The sequence below is a fragment of the Sphingomonas corticis genome (assembly GCF_012035195.1).
Taxonomy (GTDB): Bacteria; Pseudomonadota; Alphaproteobacteria; order Sphingomonadales; family Sphingomonadaceae; genus Sphingomonas; species Sphingomonas corticis.
Genome location: NZ_JAAVJH010000002.1, coordinates 269,870 through 295,873, shown reverse-complemented (window position 1 = coordinate 295,873; position 26,004 = coordinate 269,870). Strand labels below are relative to the sequence as shown.

At 72.9% G+C, this 26,004-nt stretch carries 25 protein-coding genes and 1 tRNA gene; 13 read left to right on the top strand and 13 right to left on the bottom strand.

Annotated features, from left to right (window positions below; genetic code table 11):
* Positions 1–31: 31 nt before the first annotated feature.
* The 3 genes from HBH26_RS04160 to HBH26_RS04150 form a co-directional block, all read right to left on the bottom strand.
* Entirely contained in the window at positions 32–1,555 is a 1,524-nt protein-coding gene (locus tag HBH26_RS04160; RefSeq protein WP_168133330.1) for a peptide chain release factor 3, read from the bottom strand.
* 177 nt (positions 1,556–1,732) lie between these two features.
* Complete coding sequence (locus tag HBH26_RS04155; protein ID WP_168133504.1) at positions 1,733–2,446, bottom strand: RlmE family RNA methyltransferase; 714 nt, start codon at positions 2,444–2,446, stop codon at positions 1,733–1,735.
* On the bottom strand, positions 2,446–3,501 hold the full coding sequence (locus HBH26_RS04150; RefSeq protein WP_168133329.1) for a Ppx/GppA phosphatase family protein: 1,056 nt from the start codon (positions 3,499–3,501) through the stop codon (positions 2,446–2,448). The genes HBH26_RS04155 and HBH26_RS04150 overlap by 1 nt, the downstream gene beginning before the upstream one ends.
* 149 nt (positions 3,502–3,650) lie before the next feature.
* Between HBH26_RS04150 and HBH26_RS04145 the strand changes: the two genes are divergently transcribed.
* Positions 3,651–3,724: transfer RNA gene (locus HBH26_RS04145), tRNA-Gln, on the top strand.
* A gap of 212 nt (positions 3,725–3,936) precedes the next feature.
* Positions 3,937–4,596 carry a PEPxxWA-CTERM sorting domain-containing protein gene (locus tag HBH26_RS20375; protein WP_209308309.1) on the top strand — a complete coding sequence of 220 codons (660 nt, stop codon included), beginning with the start codon at positions 3,937–3,939 and terminating at the stop codon, positions 4,594–4,596.
* A 74-nt stretch (positions 4,597–4,670) separates the two neighbouring features.
* Here HBH26_RS20375 and HBH26_RS04135 read toward each other — a convergent pair whose 3' ends face one another.
* The 3 genes from HBH26_RS04135 to HBH26_RS04125 all read right to left on the bottom strand — a co-directional run bounded on the left by HBH26_RS04135 (position 4,671) and on the right by HBH26_RS04125 (position 6,643).
* A complete protein-coding gene (locus HBH26_RS04135; protein WP_338057232.1) occupies positions 4,671–5,102 on the bottom strand; it encodes a MarR family winged helix-turn-helix transcriptional regulator in 432 nt (143 codons plus the stop codon).
* A 122-nt stretch (positions 5,103–5,224) separates the two neighbouring features.
* Positions 5,225–6,073, bottom strand: a complete 849-nt coding sequence (locus tag HBH26_RS04130) for a S1/P1 nuclease (RefSeq protein ID WP_168133327.1) — start codon at positions 6,071–6,073, stop codon at positions 5,225–5,227.
* 57 nt (positions 6,074–6,130) lie between these two features.
* Positions 6,131–6,643 (bottom strand): TlpA family protein disulfide reductase, encoded by a 513-nt coding sequence (locus tag HBH26_RS04125; RefSeq protein ID WP_338057231.1) that lies wholly within the window; start codon positions 6,641–6,643, stop codon positions 6,131–6,133.
* 94 nt (positions 6,644–6,737) lie between these two features.
* On the opposite strand from HBH26_RS04125, the gene argH reads away from it, so the two are divergent.
* From argH to HBH26_RS04090, 7 genes are all read left to right on the top strand, one after another.
* Positions 6,738–8,105 carry an argininosuccinate lyase gene (argH, locus tag HBH26_RS04120; RefSeq protein WP_168133326.1) on the top strand — a complete coding sequence of 456 codons (1,368 nt, stop codon included), beginning with the start codon at positions 6,738–6,740 and terminating at the stop codon, positions 8,103–8,105.
* Positions 8,102–8,332: a hypothetical protein gene (locus HBH26_RS04115; protein ID WP_168133325.1), complete on the top strand. Its 231-nt coding sequence runs from the start codon at positions 8,102–8,104 to the stop codon at positions 8,330–8,332. The genes argH and HBH26_RS04115 overlap by 4 nt, the downstream gene beginning before the upstream one ends.
* Positions 8,333–8,340: 8 nt before the next feature.
* Positions 8,341–9,600 (top strand): diaminopimelate decarboxylase, encoded by a 1,260-nt coding sequence (lysA, locus tag HBH26_RS04110; RefSeq protein WP_168133324.1) that lies wholly within the window; start codon positions 8,341–8,343, stop codon positions 9,598–9,600.
* Positions 9,601–9,700: 100 nt separating this feature from the next.
* Entirely contained in the window at positions 9,701–10,510 is an 810-nt protein-coding gene (locus HBH26_RS04105; RefSeq protein ID WP_168133323.1) for a precorrin-2 dehydrogenase/sirohydrochlorin ferrochelatase family protein, read from the top strand.
* Entirely contained in the window at positions 10,507–11,460 is a 954-nt protein-coding gene (locus tag HBH26_RS04100; RefSeq protein ID WP_168133322.1) for a CorA family divalent cation transporter, read from the top strand. The genes HBH26_RS04105 and HBH26_RS04100 overlap by 4 nt, the downstream gene beginning before the upstream one ends.
* A 56-nt stretch (positions 11,461–11,516) precedes the next feature.
* A complete protein-coding gene (locus HBH26_RS04095) occupies positions 11,517–11,951 on the top strand; it encodes a protein tyrosine phosphatase family protein (RefSeq protein ID WP_168133501.1) in 435 nt (144 codons plus the stop codon).
* Positions 11,948–12,337 carry a hypothetical protein gene (locus HBH26_RS04090; protein ID WP_168133321.1) on the top strand — a complete coding sequence of 130 codons (390 nt, stop codon included), beginning with the start codon at positions 11,948–11,950 and terminating at the stop codon, positions 12,335–12,337. Before HBH26_RS04095 ends, HBH26_RS04090 begins: the two co-directional genes overlap by 4 nt.
* Before the next feature lie 8 nt (positions 12,338–12,345).
* Here HBH26_RS04090 and HBH26_RS04085 read toward each other — a convergent pair whose 3' ends face one another.
* Both HBH26_RS04085 and HBH26_RS04080 read right to left on the bottom strand, forming a co-directional pair.
* Positions 12,346–13,191 carry an EamA family transporter gene (locus HBH26_RS04085; protein ID WP_338057230.1) on the bottom strand — a complete coding sequence of 282 codons (846 nt, stop codon included), beginning with the start codon at positions 13,189–13,191 and terminating at the stop codon, positions 12,346–12,348.
* Positions 13,188–13,655: an Lrp/AsnC family transcriptional regulator gene (locus tag HBH26_RS04080; protein WP_168133320.1), complete on the bottom strand. Its 468-nt coding sequence runs from the start codon at positions 13,653–13,655 to the stop codon at positions 13,188–13,190. Before HBH26_RS04080 ends, HBH26_RS04085 begins: the two co-directional genes overlap by 4 nt.
* A 108-nt stretch (positions 13,656–13,763) precedes the next feature.
* Between HBH26_RS04080 and HBH26_RS04075 the strand changes: the two genes are divergently transcribed.
* Positions 13,764–15,068 carry a S41 family peptidase gene (locus HBH26_RS04075; RefSeq protein WP_168133319.1) on the top strand — a complete coding sequence of 435 codons (1,305 nt, stop codon included), beginning with the start codon at positions 13,764–13,766 and terminating at the stop codon, positions 15,066–15,068.
* A gap of 9 nt (positions 15,069–15,077) precedes the next feature.
* Here HBH26_RS04075 and HBH26_RS04070 read toward each other — a convergent pair whose 3' ends face one another.
* Both HBH26_RS04070 and HBH26_RS04065 read right to left on the bottom strand, forming a co-directional pair.
* Positions 15,078–16,685, bottom strand: a complete 1,608-nt coding sequence (locus HBH26_RS04070; protein ID WP_168133318.1) for a cisplatin damage response ATP-dependent DNA ligase — start codon at positions 16,683–16,685, stop codon at positions 15,078–15,080.
* A gap of 99 nt (positions 16,686–16,784) precedes the next feature.
* Positions 16,785–17,255: a RidA family protein gene (locus HBH26_RS04065; protein WP_168133317.1), complete on the bottom strand. Its 471-nt coding sequence runs from the start codon at positions 17,253–17,255 to the stop codon at positions 16,785–16,787.
* Between the two features lie 171 nt (positions 17,256–17,426).
* On the opposite strand from HBH26_RS04065, the gene HBH26_RS04060 reads away from it, so the two are divergent.
* On the top strand, positions 17,427–18,215 hold the full coding sequence (locus HBH26_RS04060) for a hypothetical protein (protein WP_168133316.1): 789 nt from the start codon (positions 17,427–17,429) through the stop codon (positions 18,213–18,215).
* 3 nt (positions 18,216–18,218) lie between these two features.
* On the opposite strand, the gene HBH26_RS04055 is transcribed toward HBH26_RS04060, so the two are convergent.
* The 3 genes from HBH26_RS04055 to HBH26_RS04045 form a co-directional block, all read right to left on the bottom strand.
* A complete protein-coding gene (locus HBH26_RS04055) occupies positions 18,219–19,151 on the bottom strand; it encodes a phytoene/squalene synthase family protein (RefSeq protein WP_168133315.1) in 933 nt (310 codons plus the stop codon).
* 238 nt (positions 19,152–19,389) lie between these two features.
* Entirely contained in the window at positions 19,390–19,971 is a 582-nt protein-coding gene (locus HBH26_RS04050) for an LOG family protein (RefSeq protein WP_168133314.1), read from the bottom strand.
* A gap of 64 nt (positions 19,972–20,035) precedes the next feature.
* Positions 20,036–22,435: a hypothetical protein gene (locus HBH26_RS04045; protein WP_168133313.1), complete on the bottom strand. Its 2,400-nt coding sequence runs from the start codon at positions 22,433–22,435 to the stop codon at positions 20,036–20,038.
* Positions 22,436–22,555: 120 nt separating this feature from the next.
* Here HBH26_RS04045 and HBH26_RS04040 point away from each other — a divergent pair, with 120 nt between their 5' ends.
* Together HBH26_RS04040 and HBH26_RS04035 are read left to right on the top strand one after the other, a co-directional pair.
* The gene (locus tag HBH26_RS04040; protein ID WP_168133312.1) at positions 22,556–24,313 is read left to right on the top strand and encodes a hypothetical protein; all 1,758 of its coding nucleotides are present in this window, start codon (positions 22,556–22,558) and stop codon (positions 24,311–24,313) included.
* Between the two features lie 11 nt (positions 24,314–24,324).
* The gene (locus HBH26_RS04035) at positions 24,325–25,989 is read left to right on the top strand and encodes a hypothetical protein (RefSeq protein ID WP_168133311.1); all 1,665 of its coding nucleotides are present in this window, start codon (positions 24,325–24,327) and stop codon (positions 25,987–25,989) included.
* Positions 25,990–26,004 lie beyond the last annotated feature (15 nt).

Sequence of the window (26,004 nt, the reverse complement as noted above, 5' to 3'; positions counted from 1 at the left end):
ATGTTGCCTAGAAAGTCGGCGGTCGTACGGCCTACCTTTCCCGCGTCGCGGCGAAGGTGACGGCGGGGTAGCGATCGGCGACGTAGCCCACTTCCCACGCGCTCTTCGCCAGGAACACCGGGTTGCCGTCGCGGTCCTTGGCCATGGCGGCGCGGTTCAGGTCGGTGAACGCCTTCAGGTCCGCCGGGTTCGCCGCGGACACCCAGCGCGCGGTGTCGAACGGCGCGGGCTCCAGCGCGGCGGCGACCTTGTACTCCGTCTCCAGCCGCGAGATCAGCACGTCGAGCTGCAGCTGGCCGACGACGCCGATGATCCAGTTCGATCCGATCTCCGGATAGAAGACCTGCGTCACGCCCTCCTCCGCCATGTCGTCCAGCGCCTTGCGCAGCTGCTTGGTCTTCGTCGGATCCTTCAGCGCGACGCGGCGCAGGATCTCCGGCGCGAAATTGGGCAGGCCGGTGAAGCGCACGTCGGCGCGCTCCGACAGCGTGTCGCCGACGCGCAGCGTGCCGTGGTTGGGGATGCCGATGATGTCGCCGGGGAACGCCTCGTCCGCGATCTCGCGGTCCTGCGCGAAGAAGAGGATGGGCGAGTGGACCGCGATCGGCTTGCCGTGGCCCGTCGGCGTCAGCTTCATCCCGCGCTTGAACGTGCCCGAACACAGCCGCATGAAGGCGATGCGGTCGCGATGCTGCGGGTCCATGTTCGCCTGCACCTTGAAGACGAAGCCGGTCACCTCGCCGTCGTCGGGCGAGACGGGCGCGGGCTCCGCCGGCTGCGGGCGCGGCGGGGGCGCGTGCGCGGCGAGCGCCGAGATCAGCTCCGCCGGTCCGAAATCCTTCAGCGCGGAGCCGAAATAGACCGGCGTCAGGTCGCCGTGGCGGTAGGCGTCGCCGTCGAAAGGGGCGTATCCCGCCTCCGCCAGCTCCACCTCCTCGGCGAAGCGATCGGACAGCGGCGCCTCGTCGACCGTTCCCTGGAACGTGCGGCTGTCGCCTTCCGGCCGGCTGATGCGGCGCGTGGCGAGGTCCATCACCCCCTCGAACTCGCCACCCATGCCGATCGGCCAATTCATCGGCGACACGTCCAGCGCCAGCACGTCGGCGATCTCGTCCAGCAGCTCGAACGGCGGGCGACCCTCGCGATCCACCTTGTTGACGAAGGTGATGATCGGAACGGAGCGCAGCCGGCACACCTCGAACAGCTTGCGCGTCTGCGGCTCGATGCCCTTGGCCGCGTCAATCACCATTACCGCCGAATCGACTGCGGTGAGCGTGCGATAGGTGTCCTCGCTGAAATCCTCGTGGCCCGGCGTGTCGAGCAGGTTGAAGGTGATCCCGTCGCGCTCGAACGTCATCACGCTGGACGTGACGGAGATGCCGCGCTGCTGCTCGATCTTCATCCAGTCCGACCGCGCGCGCCGGTTCGCCCCGCGCGCCTTCACTTCTCCGGCGAGATGGATCGCGCCGCCGACGTACAGCAGCTTCTCCGTCAGCGTCGTCTTGCCTGCGTCGGGGTGGGAGATGATCGCGAAGGTGCGGCGGGGGGAGGTCATGCTGGTTCCACAATCAGGCGCAGGCGCGCGAATGTTGAGACTGTTGAGGCGAGAACGGGTTTCCGCCGAACGGGTGCGCCGGCGTTCCACGCGCGGTTAGCAGGGTGCAGGAAGGTAGGACAGGGAAAGGCGAAGCCGCCCTGGGCCGAGCGATGACGGCGGGCAAAGGGTCGCCAGCTACCCTTCGGCCGCGGGCTCGCCCGCCGACGGCCGCCCCTTGAACCCCTGCGCCACGACGAACCATTCGACCGATCCCTTGCGGCTCGCGGGCGGCTTGGCATGTTTCACCGTGGCGAAGTTGCGCTTCATCTCGGCCACGAAGGCGGCGTCCGCGCCGCCGGCGAAGACCTTCGCGACGAAGGCGCCGCCGGGGCGCAGCACCTCGATCGCGAAGGCATGCGCGGCCTCCACCAGCCCCATCGTGCGCAGCGCGTCGGTCTGCGGGTGGCCGACGGTGTTCGCCGCCATGTCGGACAGCACCAGGTCGGGCGCGCCGCCCAGCGCCTCCATCAGTCGCGCGGGCGCCTCGTCGCTCATGAAGTCCATCTCGAAGATGGTCGCGCCGTCGATCGGGTCCACCGGCAGCAGGTCGATCCCCACCACCGCGGCGCCGGGCACGCGGCGGCGCACCACCTGCGTCCAGCCGCCGGGCGCGATGCCGAGGTCCACGACGCGCCTGGCTCCCTTGAGGAAGCCGAAACGCTCGTCCAGTTCCAGCAGCTTGTACGCCGCGCGACTGCGATAGCCCTCCGCCTTGGCGCGGCGGACATACGGGTCGTTCAGCTGCCGCTCCAGCCAGCGGGTCGATTGCGCGCTGCGGTTGCGCGCGGTCTTCACGCGCTGGCGCCCCTGCACCGGGCGCCCGCCCCCGCTCCCGCCGCCCGGCTTCATCACGCGGTCTCCATCAGGCGGCGCAGGATGCCCTCTCTGATCCCGCGGTCGGCGACGCCCAGCCGCTCGGCGGGCCACAGGTCCAATATCCCTTCCAGAATCGCGCAGCCCGCCACCACCAGGTCGGCCCGCTCGCGACCGATGCAGGGCAGCGCCGCGCGGTCGGGCAGCGACAGGCCGGCGAGATCCTGGCTGATCCGCCGCATCGCCGCCGCCGGCGCGATCAGCCCGTCCACCTGCGCGCGGTCGTATCGCTCCAGCCCCAGGTGCACGCTGGCCAGCGTCGTCACCGTGCCCGACGTGCCGAGCAGCCGCGGCGGCGTGTCCGGCCTGGCCGGAAAGCGGGGAAGCCGCGCGGCGAACGGCGCGAAGCTGTCCGCCACCAGCGCGCGCATCCGCCCATAGATGGCCGCGCGCGCCGCGTCGTCGCCGACCACGCCGCCGACCGATTCGGTCAGCGACACGACGCCCCACGGCGCCGAATGCCAGTCGCGCACCGTGGGTACCGGCGTGGCCGTGTCGATCAGCACCAGCTCGGTCGATCCGCCGCCGATGTCGAACACCAGCGCGGGGCCGTCGCCCGGCTCCAGCAGCACGTGGCAGCCCAGCACCGCCAGTCGCGCCTCCTCCTCCGCGGAGATGATGTCGAGGTGGATGCCGGTTTCGGCCAGCACCCGTTCCATGAACGCCTGGCCGTTGCTGGCACGGCGGCACGCCTCCGTCGCGACCGACCGCGCGAGCGTGACGTTGCGGCGCTTCAGCTTCTCCGCGCAGACGCGCAGCGCGGCGATGGTCCGCTCGATCGCGGCGTCGGAGAGGCGCCCGGTGGTGGCCAGCCCCTCGCCCAGCCGCACGATGCGCGAGAAGGCATCGACGACGGCGAACCCGTCGCCCTGCGGCCGCGCGATCAGCAGCCGGCAGTTGTTGGTGCCAAGGTCGAGCGCGGCATAATGCCGCGGCGTGCCGCGCGAGCGCGGCGGAACGGATGCCGTCCGGGCGGGCGGGCGTCGATCCCCACCCCGCCGGTGCGGCAATCCGGCGGGAAACTCCCCCATTGCCGTCACTTTCTGTCTCTGCCGCGGTCCGCGCGATGCCGGACCCGGTGCTTGGCCTTCAGCGCTACACGCTTGGCGTTATCCCCGCAACCGGCGGTCGATGCGGGCGTTGACAGCACGGGCCGACTTTTCTAGAGGCGCCCCCTCGTTGCCCGATCCTCTAATGGTAAGAGAGCGGACTCTGACTCCGTCAATCAAGGTTCGAATCCTTGTCGGGCATCCACCTTCCACCTCGGCCGAACTGAAGCGACCGCCCACGCCGGCGCGGCGTGCGGCTGCCGTTATGGGTCGGCCGGCGGGGTGACGGCGAGCGGCGGTGGCCCAACTCGGGACAGGCGCCCTCGGGTGTAAGAATCGAACCATTGTGGTTGGCGTTCATCGGGCGGAAAGGTTTCCCCAGCCGGCACCTAAGTCGGTGTAATCAGGGGATGTCCGATGAAGTTTCTTGCGCTTGGCCTGACCGCACTCGCTTCCACCGCGGCGCTGCCGGCTTCCGCCGCCGTCGTGGTCTCCTTCGCTCCGGCCGCCGGCGTGGCGGCGGGTTATACCGTCGTCGACGATTTCGAGAGCTATCCCGACGGCCTCTCCATCAGCAACGGCACCGGCGAGGCCCGCGTCTTCTCCGACTCGGTGAGCAACGTCGCGGCGCGGCCGGCGTTCGGCAGCACCGGCAAGTTCGGCGCGGTGCTTGGCGGCGGCGCGGCGACCTTCTACGGGTTCGAGTACAATCCGGCCGGCGGCGTGCGCTCCTTCGGCTTCGTGCTCGGCTCGCTCGACACCTACAACGCGCTGCGTCTCGAGTTCACCGACGGCACGTTCCAGGATTACTTCGGCGGCCAGATCATCAACGACCTGTCGTTCCCGAGCGGCAACCAGATCGTCGGCGAGACCAACGGCTTCGTCAGCTACCGGAGCACCGGCCCGCTCATCAGCCGCGTGACCTTCTCGTCCGGCCAGAACTCGTTCGAGTTCGACAACATCGCCGCCGGCGTGCCCGAGCCCGCGACCTGGGCGCTGATGATCCTCGGCTTCGGCGCCGTGGGTGGAGCGATGCGCCGCCGCCAGGCGGTTGCGGCCAAGGTCCGCTTCGCCTGAGCCTGCCTGCCGCTCTTCGTCGGCAGCCACGAGACGCCGCCAGCCCGAGCGCTGGCGGCGTTTCTCGTATCGCCTCACGCCTTGCGGTGGAAGCTCGCGAACTGCTTTCTCGCCTCGGGCGACATCAGCGCCTGCATCAGCAGCCAATAGCCGTTCACCGCGGCCTCCCCCGCCTCGGAATAGGCGCGCAGCATGTTGTCGTGCAGGTCGTCGAACAGCCGCTGCTCCAGCGCCTGCCCCTCCGTGGTGAGCCGCAGCAGGCGCTGGCGGCGGTCCTGCTTGCCTACCTCCTGCACCATCAGCCCGCGGGCGAGCAGGTCCTTCTGTATCCGGTTCAGCGACTGCTTGGTGATGCCCAGCAGGTCGAGCAGGTTGGCGACGGTCAGCCCCGGGCGGCGCGCCACGAAGTAGAGCACGCGGTGGTGCGCGCGGCCGAGCTTCAGCTTGGCGAGTTCGTCGTCCGCCTTCCGCAGGTGCGATTTGTGGGCGAAGAGCAGGAGGTCCATCCCGCCGCGGATCGAATCTTCGCGAAGATATTGCGCGGGGGCGGGCCTGACCGGTTCGTTCATCCGCCCCAGCAAAGCCGACGCCGAAACGAAGCGCAAGCGGGCGCGGCGGTTTCGCCGCCCTAGTGGCGCGTCGCCCACACCTCCGCGTCGACCCACGACCGCGCGGTCGCGCAGCGCCGCGGATTGCCGCCGCGGGCGAACAGATCGTCGAGATAGGCGGCGAGGCGGATCCCGCCCATCTGCAGTCGCCGCTCCATTCGCGGCGTGTTGTCATAGACATAGCGATAGGAGAGCGCCGGATCGGCGGGGTAGATCAGGTCGCGCAGTCGCGTGCTCTCCGCGATCCACACCGCGGGATCGACCTGCCGCCAGTCGCGCGCCTGGGTCCTGGTGACGTGCGCGTCCAGCGACGCGGCCATTTCGGAAAAAGACAATTGCTGCTCGTCCACCAGTGCCGAATCCCACACCGAGTGGAGGTTAGTGGCGCGGCCGAACCACGTCACCTTCACGTCGTTGCCGCCGCGATCGGTGGCGTTGCCGGCATGGAGCGGCTGGTGCAGGTCGCCGACCAGGTGGACGATGAACCGCAGCGCGGTCTGCCGGTCAGCGCAGGACGCCGCCCCGTCGCGGATCACCGCGGCGTAGCGGGCGAGCGCGGTGGCGGCGTCGCCCTCGGCCGGCGCGCCCACCTCGGCATAGGTCCGGCCTTCCGGCACGGTGACGTAATGCCACGGACCCGACGTCTTCTGCCAGAAGGGCGAGGGATCCGACTTCATCGTGTCGGGCCAGTTCGCCGCTTCCGCCAGCGTCTCGACGCCGAAGATGCGACGTACGCCCGCGCGGGCGCGCCACGAGAGATGCTCCTGCGCGATGGCAGCCACGACGCGGTGGCCGGTCTTGCCCCAGGCGAGGGCGGGGTTGGGAGAAAGCACGGCGGCCGCCGCGATGGTCAGCAGAAAGAGGCGCATTCGCGGGCACTTGCCCGCCCATCGTGGCAGTTTCTTGTCAAACCGTCGCGGCGAACGCTACTTCGCCTCGGCCAGCAGCGCGCGTGCCGCCTCGCCGGTCCAGTCGAGCTCGCCGGTGACGCGCCACAGCTCGGCACCGCTCGCGTCGTAGAGGATCGTCGTCGGCAGGTTCGCCTGGTAGGAGAGGCCGAGCGACAGCTTGGGATCGAACAGCGGCTCCGCCGCGGCGAGCGGCTTCTCCTTCAGGAAGGCGCGCGCCTTCGCCGGATCCATGTCCTGGCTGATCGCGACGGTGCGGAAGCGGGCCGCGCCCGCCTTCGCCGCGGCGTCCAGCGTCGGCAGCTCCTTCACGCACGGCGCGCACCACGTCGCCCACAGGTTCACCAGCAGCGGCCGGCCGGCGAGCGAACGCAGCCGCACCTCCTTGCCGGCCGCATCGGTGACCGCCAGGTCGGGGGCCTTCTCGCCCGCGTGCGCGCGATCCACCGCGTCCGCCTTCGGCACGCCGGCAGCGGCCGGCGCGGCCTCGTCCGGCGACGCCGCGGCGGCGTTGCCCTCGGCTTGCTCCACTGGCGGCGACGCCCTATCGCAAGCCGCGGTGGCCAGGAGACCGACGATCGCCCATCGTGCCGACAGTGACGGAAGCAAGGACCTCTCCAACCAGATGTGGGGGGGGCGCTTCGCTGCCGGCCCCGCCGCGGTGATGCGCGAGATTAACGCCTCCATCCCGTTCGACAAGCGGATGTGGAAACAGGACGTGGCGGGCAGCCGCGCGCACGTGGCGATGCTGGGCGCGCAGGGCATCGTCGCGGCCGACGACGTCAGGGCGATCGACGCCGGGCTGGAGCGGGTGGCCGCCGGCTACGCGGTGGACGGCGTGCCCGACGATCTCGCCATGGAAGACATCCACATGCTGACGGAGGCGCGGCTGGCCGACGCGATCGGCCCGGCGGCGGGGCGGCTCCACACCGCGCGCAGCCGCAACGACCAAGTCGCGACCGACTTCCGCCTGTGGACGCGCGACGCGACCGACCAGGTCCTGGCCGCGCTGCTCGCGCTGGACGACTCGCTGCTGGCGCGGGCGGAGGAACATGCCGCCAGCGTGATGCCGGGCTTCACCCACCTGCAATCGGCGCAGCCGGTGACGCTGGGACATCACCTGATGGCCTATCACGAGATGGTGGCGCGCGACGTCTCGCGCTTCCGCGACAATCGCGCGCGCGCGAACCTGTGCCCGCTCGGCGCGGCGGCGCTCGCCGGCACGGGCTTTCCGATCGATCGCGAGGCGACCGCCGCGGCGCTGGGCTTCGACGGGCCGACGCGCAACAGCCTCGATTCGGTCAGCGACCGCGACTTCGCGCTCGATTACCTGATGGCCGCGGCGCAATGCGCGCTGCACCTCAGCCGGCTGGCGGAGGAGTTCGTGCTGTGGGCGTCGCAGCCGTTCGGCTTCGTCAGCCTGTCCGATCAATGGTCGACCGGCAGCAGCATCATGCCGCAGAAGCGCAATCCGGACGCGGCGGAGCTGGTGCGCGGGCACGCCGGGCGGATCACCGGGTGCCTCGTCTCGCTGATGGTGACGATGAAGGGGCTGCCGCTCGCCTATTCCAAGGACATGCAGGACGACAAGCCGCCGGTGTTCGAGGCGCACGACCTGCTGGCGCTGTCGATCGCGGCGATGACGGGGATGGTGGAGAGTGCGACGTTCCGCACCGACCGGATGCGCGCCCTGGCGGAGAGCGGCTTCGCCACCGCCACCGATCTCGCCGACTGGCTGGTGCGCGAGGCGAACGTGCCGTTCCGAGAGGCGCACCACATCACCGGCCGCGCGGTGGCGCGGGCGGAGGCGCTGGGCGTCGCGCTGGACGCGCTGCCGATCGTGGAGCTGACCGCGATCGACCCGCGCATCGACGCGCGGGTGTACGACGTGCTCTCCGTCGACGCCTCGGTGGCGAGCCGCAGGAGCTTCGGCGGTACCGCCCCCGACAACGTGCGCGCCGCGATCCGCGCCGCGCGCGAGGCGCGGGCGTGAGGAGCGTCCTCCTCCTCGCGCTGGCACTCGCCGGCTGCGGCTCCACCAAGCCGCTGGAACCGCCCGCCGGCCGCCCGCCGATCCCCGTGGCGCAGGGCGCCACCGCGCCCGCCACCACCGGCGAGCTGCTGACCCCCGGCGTGCAGGCGCGCCCCGGCCGCGGCGATTCGACGCTGCGGCGGTCGGAAGAGCGGCGCAGCGACGACTTCGACCTTCCCCCCAACTGACGGTTTCCATGGATCACTTCCACTATCGCGACGGCGCCCTGTGGTGCGAGGACGTGCCGCTGGCGCGTATCGCCGAAGAGGTGGGCACGCCCGTCTACGTCTATTCGGCAGGCGCCTTCCGCCGTCACGCCCGCGTGTTCCGCGAGGCGCTGGAGCCGGCCGGGGACGTGCACCTGGCCTATGCCATCAAGGCCAATCCGAACCTCGCCGTGCTGCGGCTGCTGGCGGCGGAGGGCTATGGCGCCGACGTGGTGTCGGGCGGCGAGATGGCGCGAGCGCTGGCGGCGGGCATCCCGGCCGCCGGCATCGTCTTCTCCGGCGTGGGCAAGACCGAGGCGGAGCTGGCGCGCGGGCTGGACGCCGGGATCGGCCAGTTCAACCTGGAGCTGGAGGAGGAGGGCGTCGTCCTCGCCCGGCTGGCGCGCGAGAAGGGCGTGACCGCGCGCGCGGTGCTGCGCGTCAATCCCGACGTGGACGCGGGCACCCACGCGAAGATCTCCACCGGCAAGCGGGAGAACAAGTTCGGCGTGCCGATCGACCAGGCGCCGGCGATGTTCGCGCGGCTGGCGGCGCTGCCCGGCCTCGACCTGCGCGGCGTGGCGATCCACATCGGCAGCCAGCTGTTCGACATCGCGCCGCTGGAGGCGGCGTATGCCCGCGTCAAGCGACTGGTCGACGATCTGCGCGCGGCCGGGCACCGCATCACCCACGTCGACCTGGGTGGCGGACTGGGCGTGCGCTACAAGGCGGGCGACGTGCCGACCGAGCCGGCCGATTACGGCGCGATGGTGGCGCGGGCGACGCGCGGCTGGGACGCGACGCTGATGTTCGAGCCGGGTCGCGTGATCGCGGGCAATGCCGGCGTGCTGCTGACCCGCGTCATCTGGGTGAAGCCGGGCGTCGTGCATCCCTACATCATCGTCGACGCCGCGATGAACGACCTGGCGCGGCCCGCGCTGTACGATGCGTGGCACGATTTCGACGCCGTCGTGCCGACGGGCGACCGGATGACCGCCAACATCGCCGGCCCGGTCTGCGAGACGGGCGACACCTTCGCCATGGCGCGGGAGGTGGATGCGGTGAAGGGTGGCGACCTGGCCGTGTTCCGCACCGCGGGCGCCTATGGCGCGACGATGGCCTCCACGTACAACAGCCGCGCGCTGGTGCCCGAGGTGCTGGTGGACGGCGACCGCTACGCCGTGGTGGCCGACCGCATCTCCGCGGAGACGATCCTGGCGGCGGAGCGGGTGCCGGAATGGCTGGCCTGAGCCGCGTCGCTTCGGCGTTCACGCGGAGCCGCGAAGGCGCGGAACATGGTGTTCGCGCGAGCCTATCTTCCCTTCGCGGCTTCGCGGCTTCGCGCGAACCATGACGCTGCACAGCCTTCCGATCTTCGTCCGCTTGGAAGGCCGCCCGGTCATTCTCGTCGGCAGCGGCGAGAGCGCGGAGGCCAAGCGGCGACTGCTGGAGCGGGCCGGAGCGGTCGTGGTGGAAGAAGATCACCCTCACCCTTGCCATCCGGCTGCGCCGGACGGGCCCCTCCCCTCTCCCGGTGGTAGAGGGAGAGACGCGCGGCTGGCCATCGTCGTCGACGACGACGATGCGGTGGCGCGCTTGAAGGCGCGCGGCGTGCTGGTGAACGCGGTCGACCGGCCCGAATTGTGCGACTTCACCCTGCCCGCCATCGTCGATCGCGCGCCGGTGCTGGTCGCGATCGGCACGGGCGGCGTCTCCGCCGGGCTGGCGGCGGCGCTGCGGCAGCGGCTGGAGGCTGTGCTGCCCGCCGGGCTGGGCCGGCTGGCCGAGGCGCTGCACGCCGCGCGCGCCGCACTGCGCGCCCGCTTTCCCGACGGAGGCGAGCGGCGGCGCGCGATCGCGGCGGCGCTGGCGCCGGGCGGCACGCTCGATCCCCTCGCCTCGCACGACGCACCCGACCCGGCAGCGATCGGCGCGGCGCAGGACACCCGCCTCGTCCACGTCCGGCTGCGCTCCGCCGATCCCGACGACCTCACCTTGCGCGAGGCGCGATGGCTGGCGTCCGCCGACCTGGTGACGCATCGTGCCGACGTGCCCGCCGCCATCCTCGATCGCGCCCGCGCCGACGCCGCCCGCCGCGCGACCGACGCCCCGCCCCTCGCCGGTGCCGACGGCCTGACCGTGGACGTCGCGTTCCCATGAGCGGCTTCGCCTGGCGCATCGACGGCAGCGGCGCGACGCAGGTGCCGGTGAAGGGGGCGCTGTCGTGCGGCGCGGACTTCGTCTGGGTGCACCTCAGCACCACGGCGGAGCACGCGCAGGCGTGGCTGCGCGACGAGGCCAGGGTCACGTCCATCGTCATCGACGCGCTGACGGCGGCAGAGACGCGCCCGCGCTGCGAGCGGATGGCGGACGGCGCCTTCGTCAACCTGCGCGGCCGGACCGAGGAGGAGCTGGACAGCTCCGACATGCTGGTCTCGATCCGCATCTGGGCGACGCGGGGCAAGGTGGTGTCGGTCACGCGCAAGCAGCTGGTCGCGCTGAAGACCGTGACGCAGGACGTGGAGCGCGGCGCCGTGCGCGACCCCGGCGACCTGATCGCGGCCTTCGCCGCCGCGATCACCGAGGATCTCGATCCCGTCGTCGCGGACCTCGGCGACTGGCTGGACGATTGCGAGCAGAAGCTGGACGTGGAGCGCATTTTCGCGCTGCGCCGCGGCGTCACGCGGGTGCGCGCGGAGGCGATCAACTACCGCCGCTTCCTCAGCCCGCAGCGCGCCGCGCTGGAGCGGCTGGCCGCGCTGCCGGGCGACTGGCTGGCCGACGACGACCGCGCGCACCTGGCCGCCGCCGCCGATCGCGCCGCGCGCATGGCGGAGGAGGTGGAGGCGATCCGCGAGCGCGCCGGGCTGATGCACGAGGAGCTGTCCGACCTGCGTGCCGAGCAGCTGGACCAGCGCAGCCTGCTGATCGCGATCGCGGCGATGGTGTTCCTGCCGCTCACCTTCATCACCGGACTCTACGGCATGAACGTGGAGGGGCTGTGGTTCGCCAAGGAGCCCTGGGCGTTCGATGCCATCGTCGTCCTGTGCGCGGTCATCGCGGCGGGGACGGTGCTGTTCTTCGCGCGCCGGCACTGGTGGCGCGGCTGACCGAGTGGACAAGCCTGCGGCGCGCGGTAGAGGAGGCGCGGCTCCAGGAGGACAGCATGGCCGATATCCGCCGCATCGACGACAACGTCTCCGTCGCGCCGCAGATCGCGGCGAGGGACCTGCCCGCGATCCGCGAAGCGGGCTTCGTCGCCATCGTCAACAACCGTCCCGATGCGGAAGAGGCGGGCCAGCCCGCGGGCGAGGACATCCGCGCCGCGGCGGAGGCCGCGGGCCTGTCCTACGTCGCGATTCCGGTGACGCAGGCCGGCTTCTCCCACCCGCAGGTGGACGCGATGGCGCAGGCGCTGCGCGACGCCGGAGGGCCCGTGCTGGCCTTTTGCCGCTCGGGTACCCGCTCGTGCAACCTCTACGCGCTGGCCGCGGCGAAGGCGGGCGCGGACGCCGACGCGCTGACCGCCCACGCGGCGGCGGCGGGATACGACCTCACCAACCTGCGTCCGCTGATGGACGCGGTGAAGCCGGGCGCGTGACGGCCGGGCTGATCGCGGCGCTGTGTGCGGTGACGGCGGCGCTGGCCGCCGCGCTGGTCGCGATCGTGCGGCTGCGCGGCGCGGCGCGGATGCTGCGCACGCCCGAGGAAGCGGCGCAGGCGGCGGAAGCCGCGATCCCCGGCCTCGCCGCGCGTGACGCGGTGGTGGGCGACGACGGGCGCGCGGGACTGGTGCTGGGCGACGACGGCCGCGTCGTCGTCGTGACCGCCGGGGGCCGTGCGGGCGCCGTTCCCTGGGCCGCGCTGCGCCAGACGTACGACGGCGTGGTGGTGGAAACGGGGACGCGGCGGCTGGGCGAGGTGATGCTGAAGGGCATCCACGCGCTGGACGTCCGCCGACTCGGCAACCCGGCGGTCGAGGGCTGAACCAGGGTCTAGCGCCACAGGATCAGCGCCGCCCCGCCAAGGATCGCGCAGACGGCGGCGGCCCGGCGTGGCGTCACCCGCTCGCCCAGGAACAGGAAGCCGATCAGCAGCGCCGTCACCATCCCCGTCTCGCGCAGCGCCGCCAGCGGCGCGGTGGGGCCGAGCGAGAAGGCGTAGAGCGCGGCCCCGTAGGTGACGATCGACAGCGCGCCGGCGATCGCGCTCGGCCGCCACTGCGCGCGCATGTCGGCGAAGACCTGCCCGCGGGAGAGAAGCGCGAACAGCGCCACCACCAGCGTTCCCATCAGCGCGAAGTCATAGACGATGTAGCTGGCGGCGGACGGCGCCGCACGCACGCCCATCGCGTCGACCACGGTGTAGCAGGCGGTGCACGTGCCGCTGAGCAGCGCCCAGCCGAGCGCCGCGGGATCGAGGTGGCGGCCGATCGCGAGGCCGACGATCCCGCCGCCGAGCAGCGCGATCCCCGCCACCTGCACCGGCGTCGCGTGCTCGCCCAGCCATCCGAGCGTCACCAGCGCGGTGATGAGCGGCGCGACCCCGCGCAGGACCGGATAGGCGGCGGAGAAGTCCGCGCGCTCGTAGGCGCGGACCAGCGCGACGAGGTAGACGCCGTGGATCGCCGCGCTGGCCGCCAGATAGGGCCATGCGCCCGCGGGCGCGGGCACCAGCAGCGTCGCGGGCAGCAGAAGGATCGCGCTGGTCCCGTCGGTCGCGGCGCGCGCCGCCATCTTGCTGCGGCCCGCCTTCACGATGGCGTTGACGACGGCGTGGAACGAACCCGACGCGACCATCAGCGCGGCGGCGAGCGTCCAGTCGCCGGCCGGGGCGCTCACAGCGGCAGCGCGGTGGTGAACTTGCGCCGCTTCTTCACGAAGCGCGTCTCGTAGCGGCGCACGACGGGATCGCTGCCCAGCATGGCGTCGGCGAAGGCGTTGAAGGCGTGCATGTCGGCGACGACGACCAGCAGCGCCAGGTCGGACGGACCGGTCACCTCCATCAGCGCCTGCACCTCCGGCGCGGCGCAAAGCCGGCGGAGCACGGCGTCCACCTCTGCCAGCGCGTGGCGGTCGAGCTGCACGTCGACCAGCGCGGACAGGAACGGCGCCACCCGGTCGGACACGATGGCGACGTCGGCGACGATCGTGCCGTCCTCGTGCAGGCGGCGCACGCGGCGCGTGATCGCACTGGGCGACAGCGGCACCTCCTGCGCCAGGTCGTCGGCGGTGCGCGCGGCATCGACCTGCAACAGCCGCAGCAGCGCGCGGTCGTGGCCGTCGAGTTCGCGCTTTTCCGGCATCCGTCCCCTGCCCCGCGCCCGCAGGAGGCGCCGCCGGCGCGATCTTTGCCTCCAATCGGCGGGTCGGCCAAGCGATAAGCGGGCCATGATGCGGGAAGGAGAACAACGATGCGCGCGATGGGGGCGTGGGGTGCGGCGGTGCTGGCGATGACGGCGGGCGCGGCGCAGGCGCAGCCGGCGGACGGCACCGCCACGGTCACCGCGGCGCGGGCGGCGATCGTCGCGCGCTACGTCCTTCCGGACGTGGCGGCGAAGCTGGACGCGGCACTGGCGGCGGGGCTGAAGCAGCGCCGCTACGCCGGGCTGACGGGCGAGGCGCTGGCGGCGCGGGTGAATGCGGACATGGCCGCGGTGACGCAGGACAAGCATCTGGGCGTGAGCTACGACCCGCGCGGCGCGGCGATGCTGGGCGAGCGCGGCCTGAGCGACGGGGCAGGAGACGGCGCCGAGGACGAGGCGATCCCGCCGGCGCTGGCACGGATGTTCACGCGGATGAACGGCGGCGCCCGCGCGATGGAGGTGCTGCCGGGCAACATCCGCTACCTTGCCTACGACGGTTTCGCCTGGGGCACGCCGGAGGCGGAGGCGGGACTGCGCACCGCGATGCAGTTCCTGAAGGGCGGCGACGCCTACATCATCGATATCAGCCGCAACGGCGGCGGTTCCCCCGGCGCGGTGGCGGCGATGGCGAGCTACTTCCTGCCCGCCGGCACGCCGCTGATGCGCTTCGAGATGCGTGGGCGCGCGGGCGAGGCGACGCGATCCCCCGCGGCGCCGTTCAGCCTGGCGGGCAAGCCGCTGTTCGTGCTGACCGGCGGCGCCAGCGCGTCCGCCGCGGAGGAGTTCGCGACCCACGTGAAGGCCTATGGCTTCGGCACGCTGGTGGGCGAGACGACCGCGGGCGCGGGGTTCCGCAACGATCTCGTGCCGCTGCCCGGCGGCTACGTGCTGAGCGTGTCGACCGGCCGCGCGGTCAGCCTGAAGACGGGCAGGGATTGGGAGCGCGTCGGCGTCGCGCCGACGATCGCGACCGGCGCCGCCGCCGCCCTGCCGCGCGCGAAGGCGGAGGCGATGGCCGCCGTCGCCGCCGCAGCCCCGGCGGAAGAGAAGGCGGAGGCGGCGCGCCTGCTGGCCTATTACCGCGCGCTCGCCACCCCGGTCGCGCCCGCACGCGCGATCGCGGCCTATGCCGGGCGATACGGCGAGCGCACGGTGACGGCCGCGGGCGACGCGCTGACGATCCGGCGCACCGGGCGGCCCGCCAGCCGGCTGGTCCCGGTCGCGGCGGACACCTTCGCCTATGACGGCGACCCGGCCGTGCAGGTGCGCTTCGTCGCCGAAGGCGGCCGGGTGACGGCGGCGGAGGTGATGCAGCGCGACGGATCGGTCAGCCGCGCCGCGCGCACCGACTGACCGCGCGCATCAGGTCACCAGCTTCCGCAACCCCGCCAGCGTGTCCGCCTCCGCCGCGGGCTTGTCGGTGCGGATGCGCACGATCCGCGGGAAGCGCATCGCGAGGCCGGACTTGTGCCGCTTCGATTCGTGGATCGAATCGAACGCGATCTCCAGCACCAGCGTCTTCTCCACCTCGCGCACCGGGCCGAAGCGGGCGAGCGTGTGCTGCCGCACGAAGCGATCGAGCTGCGCGATCTCCTGGTCGGTGATGCCCTGGTACGCCTTGCCGACCGGCAGCAGCTCGCCCTCTTCGGTCCAGCAGCCGAAGGTATAGTCGCTGTACCAGCTCGACCGGCGACCGTTGCCGCGCTGCGCGTACATCATGACGCAATCCGCGGTCAGCGGGTCGCGCTTCCACTTGTACCACAGGCCGGTGCGGCGACCGGCGACATAGGGGCTGTCGCGCCGCTTCAGCATCATCCCCTCGATCGCGGCGTCGCGGGCGCCGGCGCGGACGCCCTCCAGCGCGGTGAAGTCCGCCGCCTCGACCAGCTGCGACAGGTCGAAGCGCGAGGGATCGAGCCGCGGCACGAGCGCCTCCAGCCGCCGCCGCCGCTCCGTCCACGGCAAAGCGCGAAGATCCTCCGTGCCGTCGAACAGGATGTCGTAGAGGCGGACGAAGGCGGGCGCCTCGGCCAGCATCTTCGCCGAAACGACCTTGCGGCCGAGCCGCTGCTGCAAGGCGTTGAAGCTGGCCGCCCCGCCCCCCTCTTCCAGCGCGCCGCCCTGGAAGTCGCCGCGGACCATCAGCTCGCCGTCGAGGACGCCGGGCGTCGCGAAGGCCGAGGCGACGTCGGGGAAAGCGCGGGTGACGTCGTCGCCGGTACGGCTGTAGAGCCGCGTCTCGCCCACTCCCTGCGCATTGACCACGTGGACGATCTGGACGCGGATGCCGTCCCACTTCCACTCCGCGGCATAGTCGGCGAGGTCGACGCGCAGCTCCTCCAGCGGGTGCGCGAGCATGAACGGGCGGAACACCGGCACGTCGGCCGCGGTAGGCTGCGCTCCCATCCCCTCCGCCCAGGCGAACAGCGTGGGATAGGGCGGCTCCAGCCCGTGCCACACCTCCTCCACCGCCTCCACGTCCAGCGCGAAGGCGTCGGCCAGCGCCTGCTTGGCCAGCCGCGCGCTGACGCCGACGCGAAGCGCGCCCGTCGCCATCTTGAGCAGCGCGAACCGCTCCTCCGCGTCCAGCCGGTCCAGCATCGCGGCCAGCGCGGCGGGCGCGTCGGATCGGGAAAGGTGCATCAGCCGGTCGATCGCCTCCGCCACGGTCAGCGGCGGCTGCGCGACGGGCGGGTCCGGTTCGGGCCACAGCAGCGACACCGTCTCCGCCGTGTCGCCGACATAGTCGCGGCTCATCCGGAACAGGACGGGGTCGACCCGCTCCTCGATCAGCGCGCGGATCAGCGCGGGCTTGATCGCGGGCAGGTCAAGGTCGCCGGTCAGCGCCGCCATCGCCCAGCCGCGATCGGGATCGGGCGTGGCGCGCAGGTAGTCGCCGATCAGCTTCAGCTTCGCATTGCGCGACCGGGTGTAGATGAGCGAGTCGAGAAGCGCGGCGAAGGCGTGCATGGCACGGGCCAACGCGCGAGGGGCGCGGTGGGTGCCGCGCCGTGTTGATCCGCCACACGCTCCGGCACCCGTTCGAGCCGAGCGAACGGGCGGGAATGACTACAGCGCCGGCGCGACCTCGACGATGGCGTCCACCTCCACCGCCGCGCCCAGCGGCAGCGCGGCGACGCCCACTGCGGCGCGGGCGTGCTTCCCCGCATCGCCGAACAGTGCGACCATCAGGTCCGACGCGCCGTTCGCCACCTTGGGCTGGTCGGTGAAGTCGGCGGCGGAATTGACGAACACGCCCAACTTCACGACGCGCGACACGCGCTGAAGGTTGCCGAGGTGCGCCTTGATCTGCGCCACCAGCATCAGCGCGCAGCGCTGCGCCGCATCCTGCCCCTCGTCGATCGAGAAGCCGTCGCCGAGCCGGCCGGTGACGACCTTCCCGTCCCGGAACGGCAGCTGGCCGGAGATGTGGAGCAGCCCGCCCGCTTCCACCACGGGGACGTAGGAGGCGACGGGGGCGGCGGCCTGCGGCAGGGCGAGGCCTAGGTCGGCGAGCGCGCGATCGATACGGTCGGTCATGCGCCCGTCCTGCGCAGCCCGGCGCGCGCGGTCAAGCGCGGGCGTCGTGCTTAACGCGCGCTTCGTCACGTCGCGAAAGCGCGGGGTCAGCGGACGGCGCGATGCTGGCACCTGCAATCGATCGCGGCGCCAAGGGGCGGGGTTCCCCCACGCGCCGGCCAGGGGGTGTCCATGTCCTACGCGCGTTTCCTGCTGCCCGTCGCCCTCCTCGCCACGCCTGCCGCGGCGCAGGAGGCCCTTTCCGCGGACGGCGACGCGATGCCGCTGGCACCGGAGGGTGCCGCCGCCACCTTCGCCACGCCCGCGCGCGACGCCGCGGGCCGCTATGCCACGCCCAACCGCGACCTGTCCGCGCCCGAGGCGCTGTGGCACCTGCGCGTGGCGCTGAACGTCGCCGCGCTGGGCTGCCGCGATGCGGACGAGTCCGCCACGGTCGCGTCGTACAACGCATTGCTGGCGCGCGGGCGCGACGCGCTGGCGACGGCGCAGGGCGGGATGGCGATCGTCTATCGCCAGCGCCACGGCACCGCGGCACAGGCGCGGCAGGACGACGCGATGACGCGGCTCTACAATTTCTTCGCGCAGCCCACCGGCCACGCCGGCTTCTGCACCACGGCCAAGGCGGTGCTGGCGGAAACCGCGATGCTGGAGCCCGCCGCGCTCGGCGACTATGCCATCACCGCGCTGCCGCGGCTGGAGGCGCCGTTCCTCGCCTTCTTCGCGGCATGGGACCGGTATCGCGACCAGCTGGCGGGATGGCAGGCGCGCCATGCCGCTCCGGTTCTCGCGACCGCGGCGGCGGTACCGGTCGCGCCGGCGGAGCCGACGCAGGCGGTGACGGTGGTGCTGACCGCCGCCGCGCTGGAGGCGATCCGCGCCGGCGACGTGCCGGGCGTGACGCTCGCGCCCGTCACCGTTCCGGCAACGCCCGCGGCGGTGCAGGTCGCCAGCGTGCGCTGAGCCTCAGCCGCGCGGTCGCGTCCACAAGGCGGGATCGCGCGGCGTCTCGGCGATGGCGCCGCGCCGCGCCGCCTGCGTCGCCGCGCGCGCGATCCAGGCGAGCTTCGCCGCCTTCGACGTGGTGACGCGGTGGTCCCAGGCGTGGGCGCCCCGCGCCGCCACCTGGCGCGCGATGTCGCCGTAGATGCCCGCCGCCGCCAGCACCGCCCAGGCGGAGCGCCGGTCCAGCCGCTTCGCCCCCACCCGCGCGCTCGCCTCGTGCAGCGCGGCGCGCGCGGCGAGGCGGCGGGCGAGCACCACCAGACGGTCGCGGAACGGCGGCTTCATGTGCTGGCCCGGCGGCACGTCCATCTCCGCCAGCCACTCGTGCGGCAGGTAGCAGCGGCCGACGCGGTCGTCCTCCTCCACGTCGCGCGCGATGTTGGCGAGCTGGAAGGCGAGGCCCAGGTCGCAGGCGCGGTCCAGCGTGTCCTCGTCCTCCGCCGGCACGCCCATCACGATCGCCATCATGCAGCCGACCGCCCCGGCGACGTGGTAGCAGTAGCGGTAGAGGTCCGCCTCGCTGCGCGGCTGCCACTCCTGCGCGTCGAGGCGGAAGCCGTCGATCAGGTCGATCGCGAAGCGCGGCGGCAGCGCGCATTCCGCGGCGACCACGCCCAGCGCGTCGAACGCCGGATCGCCCGTGGTCCGCCCCGCCAGCGCCGCCAGCGTCAGCGCCCGCGCCTCCTCCACCCGCGCCATCGGATCGGCGACGCGCGTCATGCCGTGGCCGTGGTCCTGCCCGTCGACCATGTCGTCGCAGCGCCGACACCAGGCGTAGAGCAGCCAGGCCCGCTCGCGCACGTCGGGTGCGAACAGCGTGGAGGCGGCGGCGAAGCTCTTCGATCCCTTCGCGATCGATTCGTGCGCGGCGGCGACGAGGTCGGCGCGGGTCATGTCGGTTCACGCGAAGGCGCGAGGACGCGAAGAAGGAAGATGTTCGCGCGGAGGCGCGGAGACGCAGGGAGCGTGCGCGAGTGACGTCCCGGCCGCGCGAGCGGCCAGGATCGCGATCGTTGCGACGCAGGTTTCAGCTCTCGCTGGCGCGAGTCGAAAGCCGTCCGGACGCCCTCTCTGCGCCTCTGCGCCTCTGCGCGGAAACCCCCTTCTTCGCGCCTTCGCGTCGTTGCGCGAATCACAGGTCCGACGCCGCCATCCTGACGATCGGCTGCGTCGGCACGTGCGCCGCCATGCGGTCGAGCAGCGCGTCCAGCGTCGCGCCGACGATCAGCAGGTCGTGGTGCTGCGGGCGCAGGAAGCCGACATCGGCCATCTTCGCCCAGAAGGCGACGAGGTCGTCGTAATAGCCAAAGGCGTTGAGCAGCCCGACGGGGTCGGCGTGGTAGCCCAGCTGCGCCCAGGACAGCGCCTCCCACAATTCGTCCATCGTGCCGGTGCCGCCCGGGATCGTCACGAAGCCGTCGGCGAGGTCGGTGAACGCCTTCTTGCGCTCGTGCATCCCCGGCACGACGTGCAGTTCGGTGAGGCCGCGGTGCGCGACCTCCGCATCGACCAGCGCCTGCGGTATCACGCCGATCACCTCGCCCCCGGCGGCGAGCGCGCTGTCGGCGATCGCTCCCATCAGGCCCAGCCGCCCGCCACCGTAGACGACGCCGATGCCGCGCTGCGCGAGGCCGGCGCCGACGTCGCGGGCGAGATCGAGATAGGCGGGATCGGCGGGGGTGGCGGAGCCGCAATAGACAGCGAGGCGCTTCATGCCCCCGGCGCTAGGCGATGCGGCGGAGAGGAACAAGCGGCGCTGGAGTTCGGGATCGCAAGCGTCAGGGCTTCGCCGTCACGCGGATCACCGCGTCGGGCGCGTCGTGGAGCTTGAGGTACAGCGTGTCGCCGCTCGGCGCCGGCACCTCCAGCTTCGTCTCGACATAGCCCGGCGGCACCGGCTTCGCGCCGGCGAAGTCGGCGGCGGGCGCGACGGCGGCGATCAGGAACAGCCGCTCGCCCGCCAGCGTGCAGGCGCCCTTCCTGCCGCACGACAGCGCCTCGATCGCGGGCAGCCGCACCACGTCGGCGACGGGCAACCACTCGCCCGCCACGCCGTCGATCACCAGCCGCGCGCGGATCGGCCCGGTGCCGCCCGCGCCCAGCGCCGCCTGAGGGGTGAGCGTGGCAACCGCGATATCGTCGCCGACGATTTGAAGATTGCCCGCGGCGGCGGTCAGCGTGGCGGTCGCGCCGCCGTCGTTCGCCGCCACCTCCACCTTGTCGGCGGCATCGAGCCGGGCGTTGGCGGCACGCAGCGAGAAGGTGATGCGCCCGCCCATCGGCAGCATCGTCTCCGGCAGGTGCAGCGCCACCTTGCCGCCCGCCGCCGGCGCCTCGACGTTGCGGCTGACCAGCGCCACTTTGGGCCGCGGCGGGACGACGGCGACCGCCACGTTCGCGCCGCGCCCGTCGCGCAGCCGCACCTTGCCCGCCAGCTCCGCCCCCGCCTCCAGCGCTGCGGTGGCGGCGGGGTCGATCTCCTTCGCGTCGCCCGCGGGCTTCAGCGTCATCGTCAGCCGGTCCGAATCGTCGCGCCGGGCGAGCGCGCCGGGCGCGAAGCGGAGCCCCGCCACGGTCAGCTCGGTCACCTGGTCGAGCCGCGCGCCGGCCAGCTCGCCGCTGGTCTCGCCGACGTGGAGGGTGAAGCTCTCCAGCCGGCTCGCCTCCGTCCGCGCGACCAGCGGCAGCGTGGCGGGAGCCCCGCCGAACGGCGTCACCACCAGCGCCAGGTCGCCGGGCTTCGCGCGGGCGAGCGGCAGCGTGGCGGCGATCTCGTCGCTGCCCGCGGCCTTGAACGCCACCGGCCGCACCGCGCCCGCGGCGTCGCGCAGGCCGATCTGGTCGACGCAGGTCGCCGCCCCGCCGGTCAGCGTCAGCGGGTGGTCGCGCCCGACGATCACGTTGTTGTCGGGCCGCGGCGTCCATGCCTCGGCCGCGCCGTTCTGGAGCGCGAAGCGCGGCCCGCTGAACCGGTCGAAGCCCCACGCACCGGTCAGCACCGCCTGCTGGATCGCGGCGGTGCCGATCGCGCCCGCCGCGCTCGCCGTCAGCACCAGCCCGCCGCGCTCCGCATCGGCCACCAGCGGCAGATCCAGCGCCTTGCCCTCGGCGGTGACGACGTGAAGCTTCAGGTCGCGCGCGAAACCTGTCGCGAACAGCAGCGGGGCGTCCTCCATCGCCAGCACCAAGTCGGGCCGCGTCAGGCACGCCATGTCGCCTTTCGCGCGCACCCCCGGCGTCCGCTCCCCGCCGATCGGCGGCAGCGGGACGACCAGCACCGACTTGGGGTTCTGAAAGGAAGGCGCGGTGTTCAGCTGCAGCTTCAGCCGGTCGCCCGCACCGACGCCCAGCGCCGGGATATACTGGTAGTTCGCCGTGCGGAACGCGCCGAACAGCCGCGCGATGTCGCGCGCCAGCCCGATATACGGGCTGTAGAAACCCGCCCCGCCCTCGCGCGTCGCCGCGATCGAGTAGGCGACCTGCGTCGGCGTGCCCGTCAGCGTGTCCGCGAGCGAAGTGGTGCCGCCCGTCTGCAGCACCAGCGCCTCGCGGTTCTGCGTCAGGCACGCCGCCTGGAGCGCGCGCGGGCGGGCCAGGCAGTCGGTGTTGAGCCGGATCGCCAGCGCCCCCGCCAGCCGGGGCGAGACCGCGGCCAGCCGCTCGGGCGCGGATTCCTCGATCCGCGCCACGCCGCCGACGAACGTCTCCAGCCGCGCGCGATCGAGCGACGCCTGAAACAGGTCCTGCGAGGCGCGCACGAACACGCCGGGCTTGTTGCGCACCGCGTCGATCAGCGCGTCCTTGCCGCCGCCGGTATCGGGCGCGAGGAAGGCGATCGCCTGGGTCGCGCCCTTGGGCACCGCCAGCGACAGGCGCGCCTTCTTCGGCTTCCACGTCTCGGCGACGGCGAACCAGTTCTTCGGCGGCGGGTTGGTCGCGCCGCGCAGGAAGCCGAGGACGAGGAGGTAGTGCGCCGACTGGTCCGCCGGCAGGTCCGCCGCCAGTGTCAGCCGGTCGCCTTCCGCCAGTGCGGGCACCTGCGCGATCGGCAGGGTGGTGCCGCCGCGCTCCACCGTCATCACCAGCGCGGGGCCGGCGAGGTCGAACGTGCCCTGCGCCGCCGCGGGCGCGGCGAGAAGAACGGCGAGGGGGGCGAGGAAGCGAAGGAGCCGGCGCATCGTCGCCGCGTATAGAACAGCCCGCCGCGCCGATGCCACCTCGGTTCCTTCATACCGTTAACGCGGCCTCAACCGCGACCGGGCACAGCACCGGTTCCGCGCGGGGGAAAGGATGGATCGGTGACGCCAGCACGCGCAGCCCGCCGCGACACCCTGGCCGCGTTGCTGCTCGCCGCGGTCCTGGGGCTCGCCTGGACCGCGCGCGACTGGAACGCGCTCTCGGCGCTGCGCCTGCCCGACACCGACGACGCCGTCCGCCTGCAACAGGTCCGCGACTGGCTGCACGGGCAAGGCTTCGCCGACGTGGCGCAGCATCGGCTGGGGCTGGGGCTGGGGCTGGGCCGCGGGCTGGAGATGCACTGGTCGCGGCTCGCCGACCTGCTTGCGGCCGCGCTGATCCTGGCGGCGACGCCGCTTCTGGGCGCGCCCGCGGCGACGATCCTGGCGGTGGTGCTGGCGCCGCTGCTGCTGTTCGCCGCGGCACTGGTGCTGGTCGCCTCCATCGCGCGGGCGCTGCGTGTCGACGGCGCGACCGCCGCCATCGTCGCCGCGCTCGGCTATCCGGCGACGACGCTGTTCGTGCCCGGACGGATCGATCACCACGGATTGCAGATGGTGCTGCTGCTGGTGCTGGTGCGCGCGGCGGTCGCGACCGGGGCCGAGTGGCGCTGGGGCCTCGCCGGGGGCCTGGCGAGCGCCGCCGCGCTGGCGGTGGGGATCGAGACCGCGCCGCTGCTCGCCATCGGCGCGGCGGCGATCGCGCTGGGCTGGGTGATCGACGGGACGGCGGCGCGACCGCGGCTGGCGGGGTACGCGGCGGGGCTGTCCGCCGGGCTGCTGCTGGCGGCGGGGGCGCTGCGGACGGGCGGCTGGACCTATCCCGCCTGCGACGGCTTCACGCGGGAGATGTGGCGCGGGGCGCAGGTGGCGGCGGCGGTACCGCTGCTGCTCGCGCTGCTCGACCGCCCGCTCGCCACCGCGCGCCGGCGCGCCGCGGCGGCGGCGGCCGCCGCACTGGCGGCGGGGGTGGTCGCGGCGCTTGTCTCACCCGACTGCCTTCGCCCCTACGGCCGGGTCGATCCGCTGCTTGCCCGCGTGTGGCTGGCGCAGGTGGCGGAGGCGCAGCCGCTGCTCCAGGCGAGTGCGGCGGACGCGATCGGCTATGCCGGCGTCCTGCTCGCGGGGCTCCTCGCCGCGGCGATACTGGCCTGGCGGCGGCGGCGGGCGCCGTGGTGGACGATGGTCGCGCTGCTGGCGACCGCGCTGGCGCTGACGCTGGTCCAGCTGCGTGGTGCCTATGCCGGCGCGCTGCTCGCCGCCCCGGCCCTCGCCGCGGCGATCGCGGCGGCGCGACGGCGCGGGGCGGCGCCGACGGCGGCCGCGTGGCTGCTGTCCGCGGGGCTGGCCTATGCCCTGGCGGGACGGCTGGTCGAGCGATCCGGCGCGCCGTCCTCGGCAGCAACCGGCTGCGATGCGGCGAGCGCGCGGGCGGCGGCGGGGCTCCCGCCGGGCGTGCTGATCGCGCCGGTGGACGTCGGCGCGCGCGCGCTGCTCGACACGCCGCACCGCGTCCTCGCCGCGCCCTATCACCGCAACGGCGCGGGCAACCTGCTGGCCCTGCGCGTCTTCCACGCACCGGCGGCGCGCGCGCCGGATCTCACCGCGCTGCCGGCGCCCGTCTACGTCCTGTGGTGCGGCACGCCGCGTGCCGCGCTGGGCAGCGCGGTGGCGCCGGGATCGCTGGCGGCGGCGCTGGCGCGCGGGGCGCCGCCATCGTGGCTGGTGCCCGTGGCGCGCGGCGACGCCGCCGTCTATCGATTAGACCGCCTCGCCGCCGACCGGCACAATCGCTTGCGAACACGGCCCGTTCGCCCGTAGGGGCGGGCGCCATGCAGGGGGCGAGCGAGCCGATCCATTGGTGGCAGACACGCTGGTTCGTGGCACTCGCCACGCTGATCGCCTGCGTGCCACTGCTGTACCCCGACATCGCGCCGATCGTCGACCTGCCGGGGCACATGGGTCGCTATCGCGTGCAGCTGGATCGCGGCGCGCATCCGTGGCTGGCCGACTGGTACAAGTTCGAATGGTCGCTGATCGGCAATCTGGGCGTCGACCTGCTGATCGAGCCGCTGGCGCCGCTGATCGGGCTGGAACCCGCGGTGAAGCTGATCGTGACGGCGATTCCGGCGCTCACCGTGGCCGGGCTGCTGCTGATCGCGCGGGAGGTGCATGGCCGCGTGCCGCCAACCGCGTTGTTCGCGCTGCCGCTCGCCTACGGCTACCCGTTCCAGTTCGGCTTCGTCAATTTCGCGCTGTCGATGGCGCTCGCGCTGTGCCTGTTCGCGCTGTGGCTGCGCATGGCGCGGCGCGGCGCGATCGTGGCGCGGGCGATCGTCTTCGTGCCGCTGTCCTGCCTGTTGTGGGTCGTCCACACCTTCGGCTGGGGGGTGCTGGGCGTGCTCGCCTTCTCCGCGGAGATGATCCGGCAGCACGACCGGCGCAAGACGCGCGAGAGCGGGCACTGGATCGAGAGCTGGGTGCGCGCGGGCCTGGGCTGCGTGCCGCTGGCGCTGCCGATGGTGCTGATGGTCGCGTGGCGCAGCGGCGCGGACGTGACGGGGCAGACCGCCGACTTCTTCTACTGGCGCACGAAGATCGCCTGGGTGCTGATGGCGCTGCGCGACCGCTGGCTGTGGTTCGACGTCGCCAGCATGGCGGTGATCTACCTCGTCCTGTTCAAGGCGGCGCGTGACCCGCGGATCGCCTATTCGCGCCACCTCGGCCTCTCCGCGTTGTTCATCCTGGCCGTCTACATCCTGCTGCCGCGGATCGTCTTCGGCTCGGCCTATGCCGACATGCGGCTGGCGCCGTTCCTGCTCGCCTTCGCGATCATCGCGATCCGCCCGCGGATGGGCGCGACGATCCGCCACGCCGCCATCTGGGCGACGCTGGGGCTCGCCTTCTTCCTCGTCCGCATCGGCGCGCAGACCGTCAGCTACGCGCGCTTCGACCGGGACTACAAGGTCGAGCTGGCCGCGCTGGACCACGTGCCGGTCGGCGCGCGGCTGCTCAGCTTCGTCGGGCACAATTGCCGCAACACCTGGAAGATGTCGCGGCTGGAGCACCTGCCCGCGCTCGCGCTGGAGCGGCGACTGGCCTATACCGACGACCAATGGTCGATGGCGGGCGGGCAGCTGCTGACGACCCGCTACGAGGCGGCGGGCGGGTTCGCGCACGATCCGACGCAGTTGGTGACGCCGGGGCGCTGCCGCGGCGAGTGGTGGCGCCCGGTGAACTACGCGCTGGCCCGCTTCCCGCGCGCGGCGTTCGACTATGTCTGGTTGATCCGCCCGCCGCGCTTCGACCCGCGCTTCATGCCGGACCTGACGCTCGTCTGGCGGTCGCCGTACAGCAACAGCGCGCTGTACCGCGTCGATCGCTCGATCGCGCCGCCGGTCGCCACCGACGAGCAACTGGGGATCCCGCGCTACATCGTCGAGTTCATGAGACGCCGGCGCGAGGCGCTGATCCGCAGCGGGGCGATCGGGCGGTAGCGGATCACGCCGCCG

Excerpts from the sequence above, each read along its gene's own strand:
- HBH26_RS04160 (WP_168133330.1), bottom strand. The coding sequence starts at position 1,555 with ATGACCTCCCCCCGCCGCACCTTCGCGATCATCTCCCACCCCGACGCA.
- HBH26_RS04155 (WP_168133504.1), bottom strand. The coding sequence starts at position 2,446 with ATGAAGCCGGGCGGCGGGAGCGGGGGCGGGCGCCCGGTGCAGGGGCGC.
- HBH26_RS04150 (WP_168133329.1), bottom strand. The coding sequence starts at position 3,501 with ATGGGGGAGTTTCCCGCCGGATTGCCGCACCGGCGGGGTGGGGATCGA.
- HBH26_RS20375 (WP_209308309.1), top strand. The coding sequence starts at position 3,937 with ATGAAGTTTCTTGCGCTTGGCCTGACCGCACTCGCTTCCACCGCGGCG.
- HBH26_RS04135 (WP_338057232.1), bottom strand. The coding sequence starts at position 5,102 with ATGGACCTCCTGCTCTTCGCCCACAAATCGCACCTGCGGAAGGCGGAC.
- HBH26_RS04130 (WP_168133327.1), bottom strand. The coding sequence starts at position 6,073 with ATGCGCCTCTTTCTGCTGACCATCGCGGCGGCCGCCGTGCTTTCTCCC.
- argH (WP_168133326.1), top strand. The coding sequence starts at position 6,738 with ATGTGGGGGGGGCGCTTCGCTGCCGGCCCCGCCGCGGTGATGCGCGAG.
- lysA (WP_168133324.1), top strand. The coding sequence starts at position 8,341 with ATGGATCACTTCCACTATCGCGACGGCGCCCTGTGGTGCGAGGACGTG.
- HBH26_RS04105 (WP_168133323.1), top strand. The coding sequence starts at position 9,701 with ATGACGCTGCACAGCCTTCCGATCTTCGTCCGCTTGGAAGGCCGCCCG.
- HBH26_RS04100 (WP_168133322.1), top strand. The coding sequence starts at position 10,507 with ATGAGCGGCTTCGCCTGGCGCATCGACGGCAGCGGCGCGACGCAGGTG.
- HBH26_RS04095 (WP_168133501.1), top strand. The coding sequence starts at position 11,517 with ATGGCCGATATCCGCCGCATCGACGACAACGTCTCCGTCGCGCCGCAG.
- HBH26_RS04080 (WP_168133320.1), bottom strand. The coding sequence starts at position 13,655 with ATGCCGGAAAAGCGCGAACTCGACGGCCACGACCGCGCGCTGCTGCGG.
- HBH26_RS04075 (WP_168133319.1), top strand. The coding sequence starts at position 13,764 with ATGCGCGCGATGGGGGCGTGGGGTGCGGCGGTGCTGGCGATGACGGCG.
- HBH26_RS04070 (WP_168133318.1), bottom strand. The coding sequence starts at position 16,685 with ATGCACGCCTTCGCCGCGCTTCTCGACTCGCTCATCTACACCCGGTCG.
- HBH26_RS04065 (WP_168133317.1), bottom strand. The coding sequence starts at position 17,255 with ATGACCGACCGTATCGATCGCGCGCTCGCCGACCTAGGCCTCGCCCTG.
- HBH26_RS04060 (WP_168133316.1), top strand. The coding sequence starts at position 17,427 with ATGTCCTACGCGCGTTTCCTGCTGCCCGTCGCCCTCCTCGCCACGCCT.
- HBH26_RS04055 (WP_168133315.1), bottom strand. The coding sequence starts at position 19,151 with ATGACCCGCGCCGACCTCGTCGCCGCCGCGCACGAATCGATCGCGAAG.
- HBH26_RS04050 (WP_168133314.1), bottom strand. The coding sequence starts at position 19,971 with ATGAAGCGCCTCGCTGTCTATTGCGGCTCCGCCACCCCCGCCGATCCC.
- HBH26_RS04045 (WP_168133313.1), bottom strand. The coding sequence starts at position 22,435 with ATGCGCCGGCTCCTTCGCTTCCTCGCCCCCCTCGCCGTTCTTCTCGCC.
- HBH26_RS04035 (WP_168133311.1), top strand. The coding sequence starts at position 24,325 with ATGCAGGGGGCGAGCGAGCCGATCCATTGGTGGCAGACACGCTGGTTC.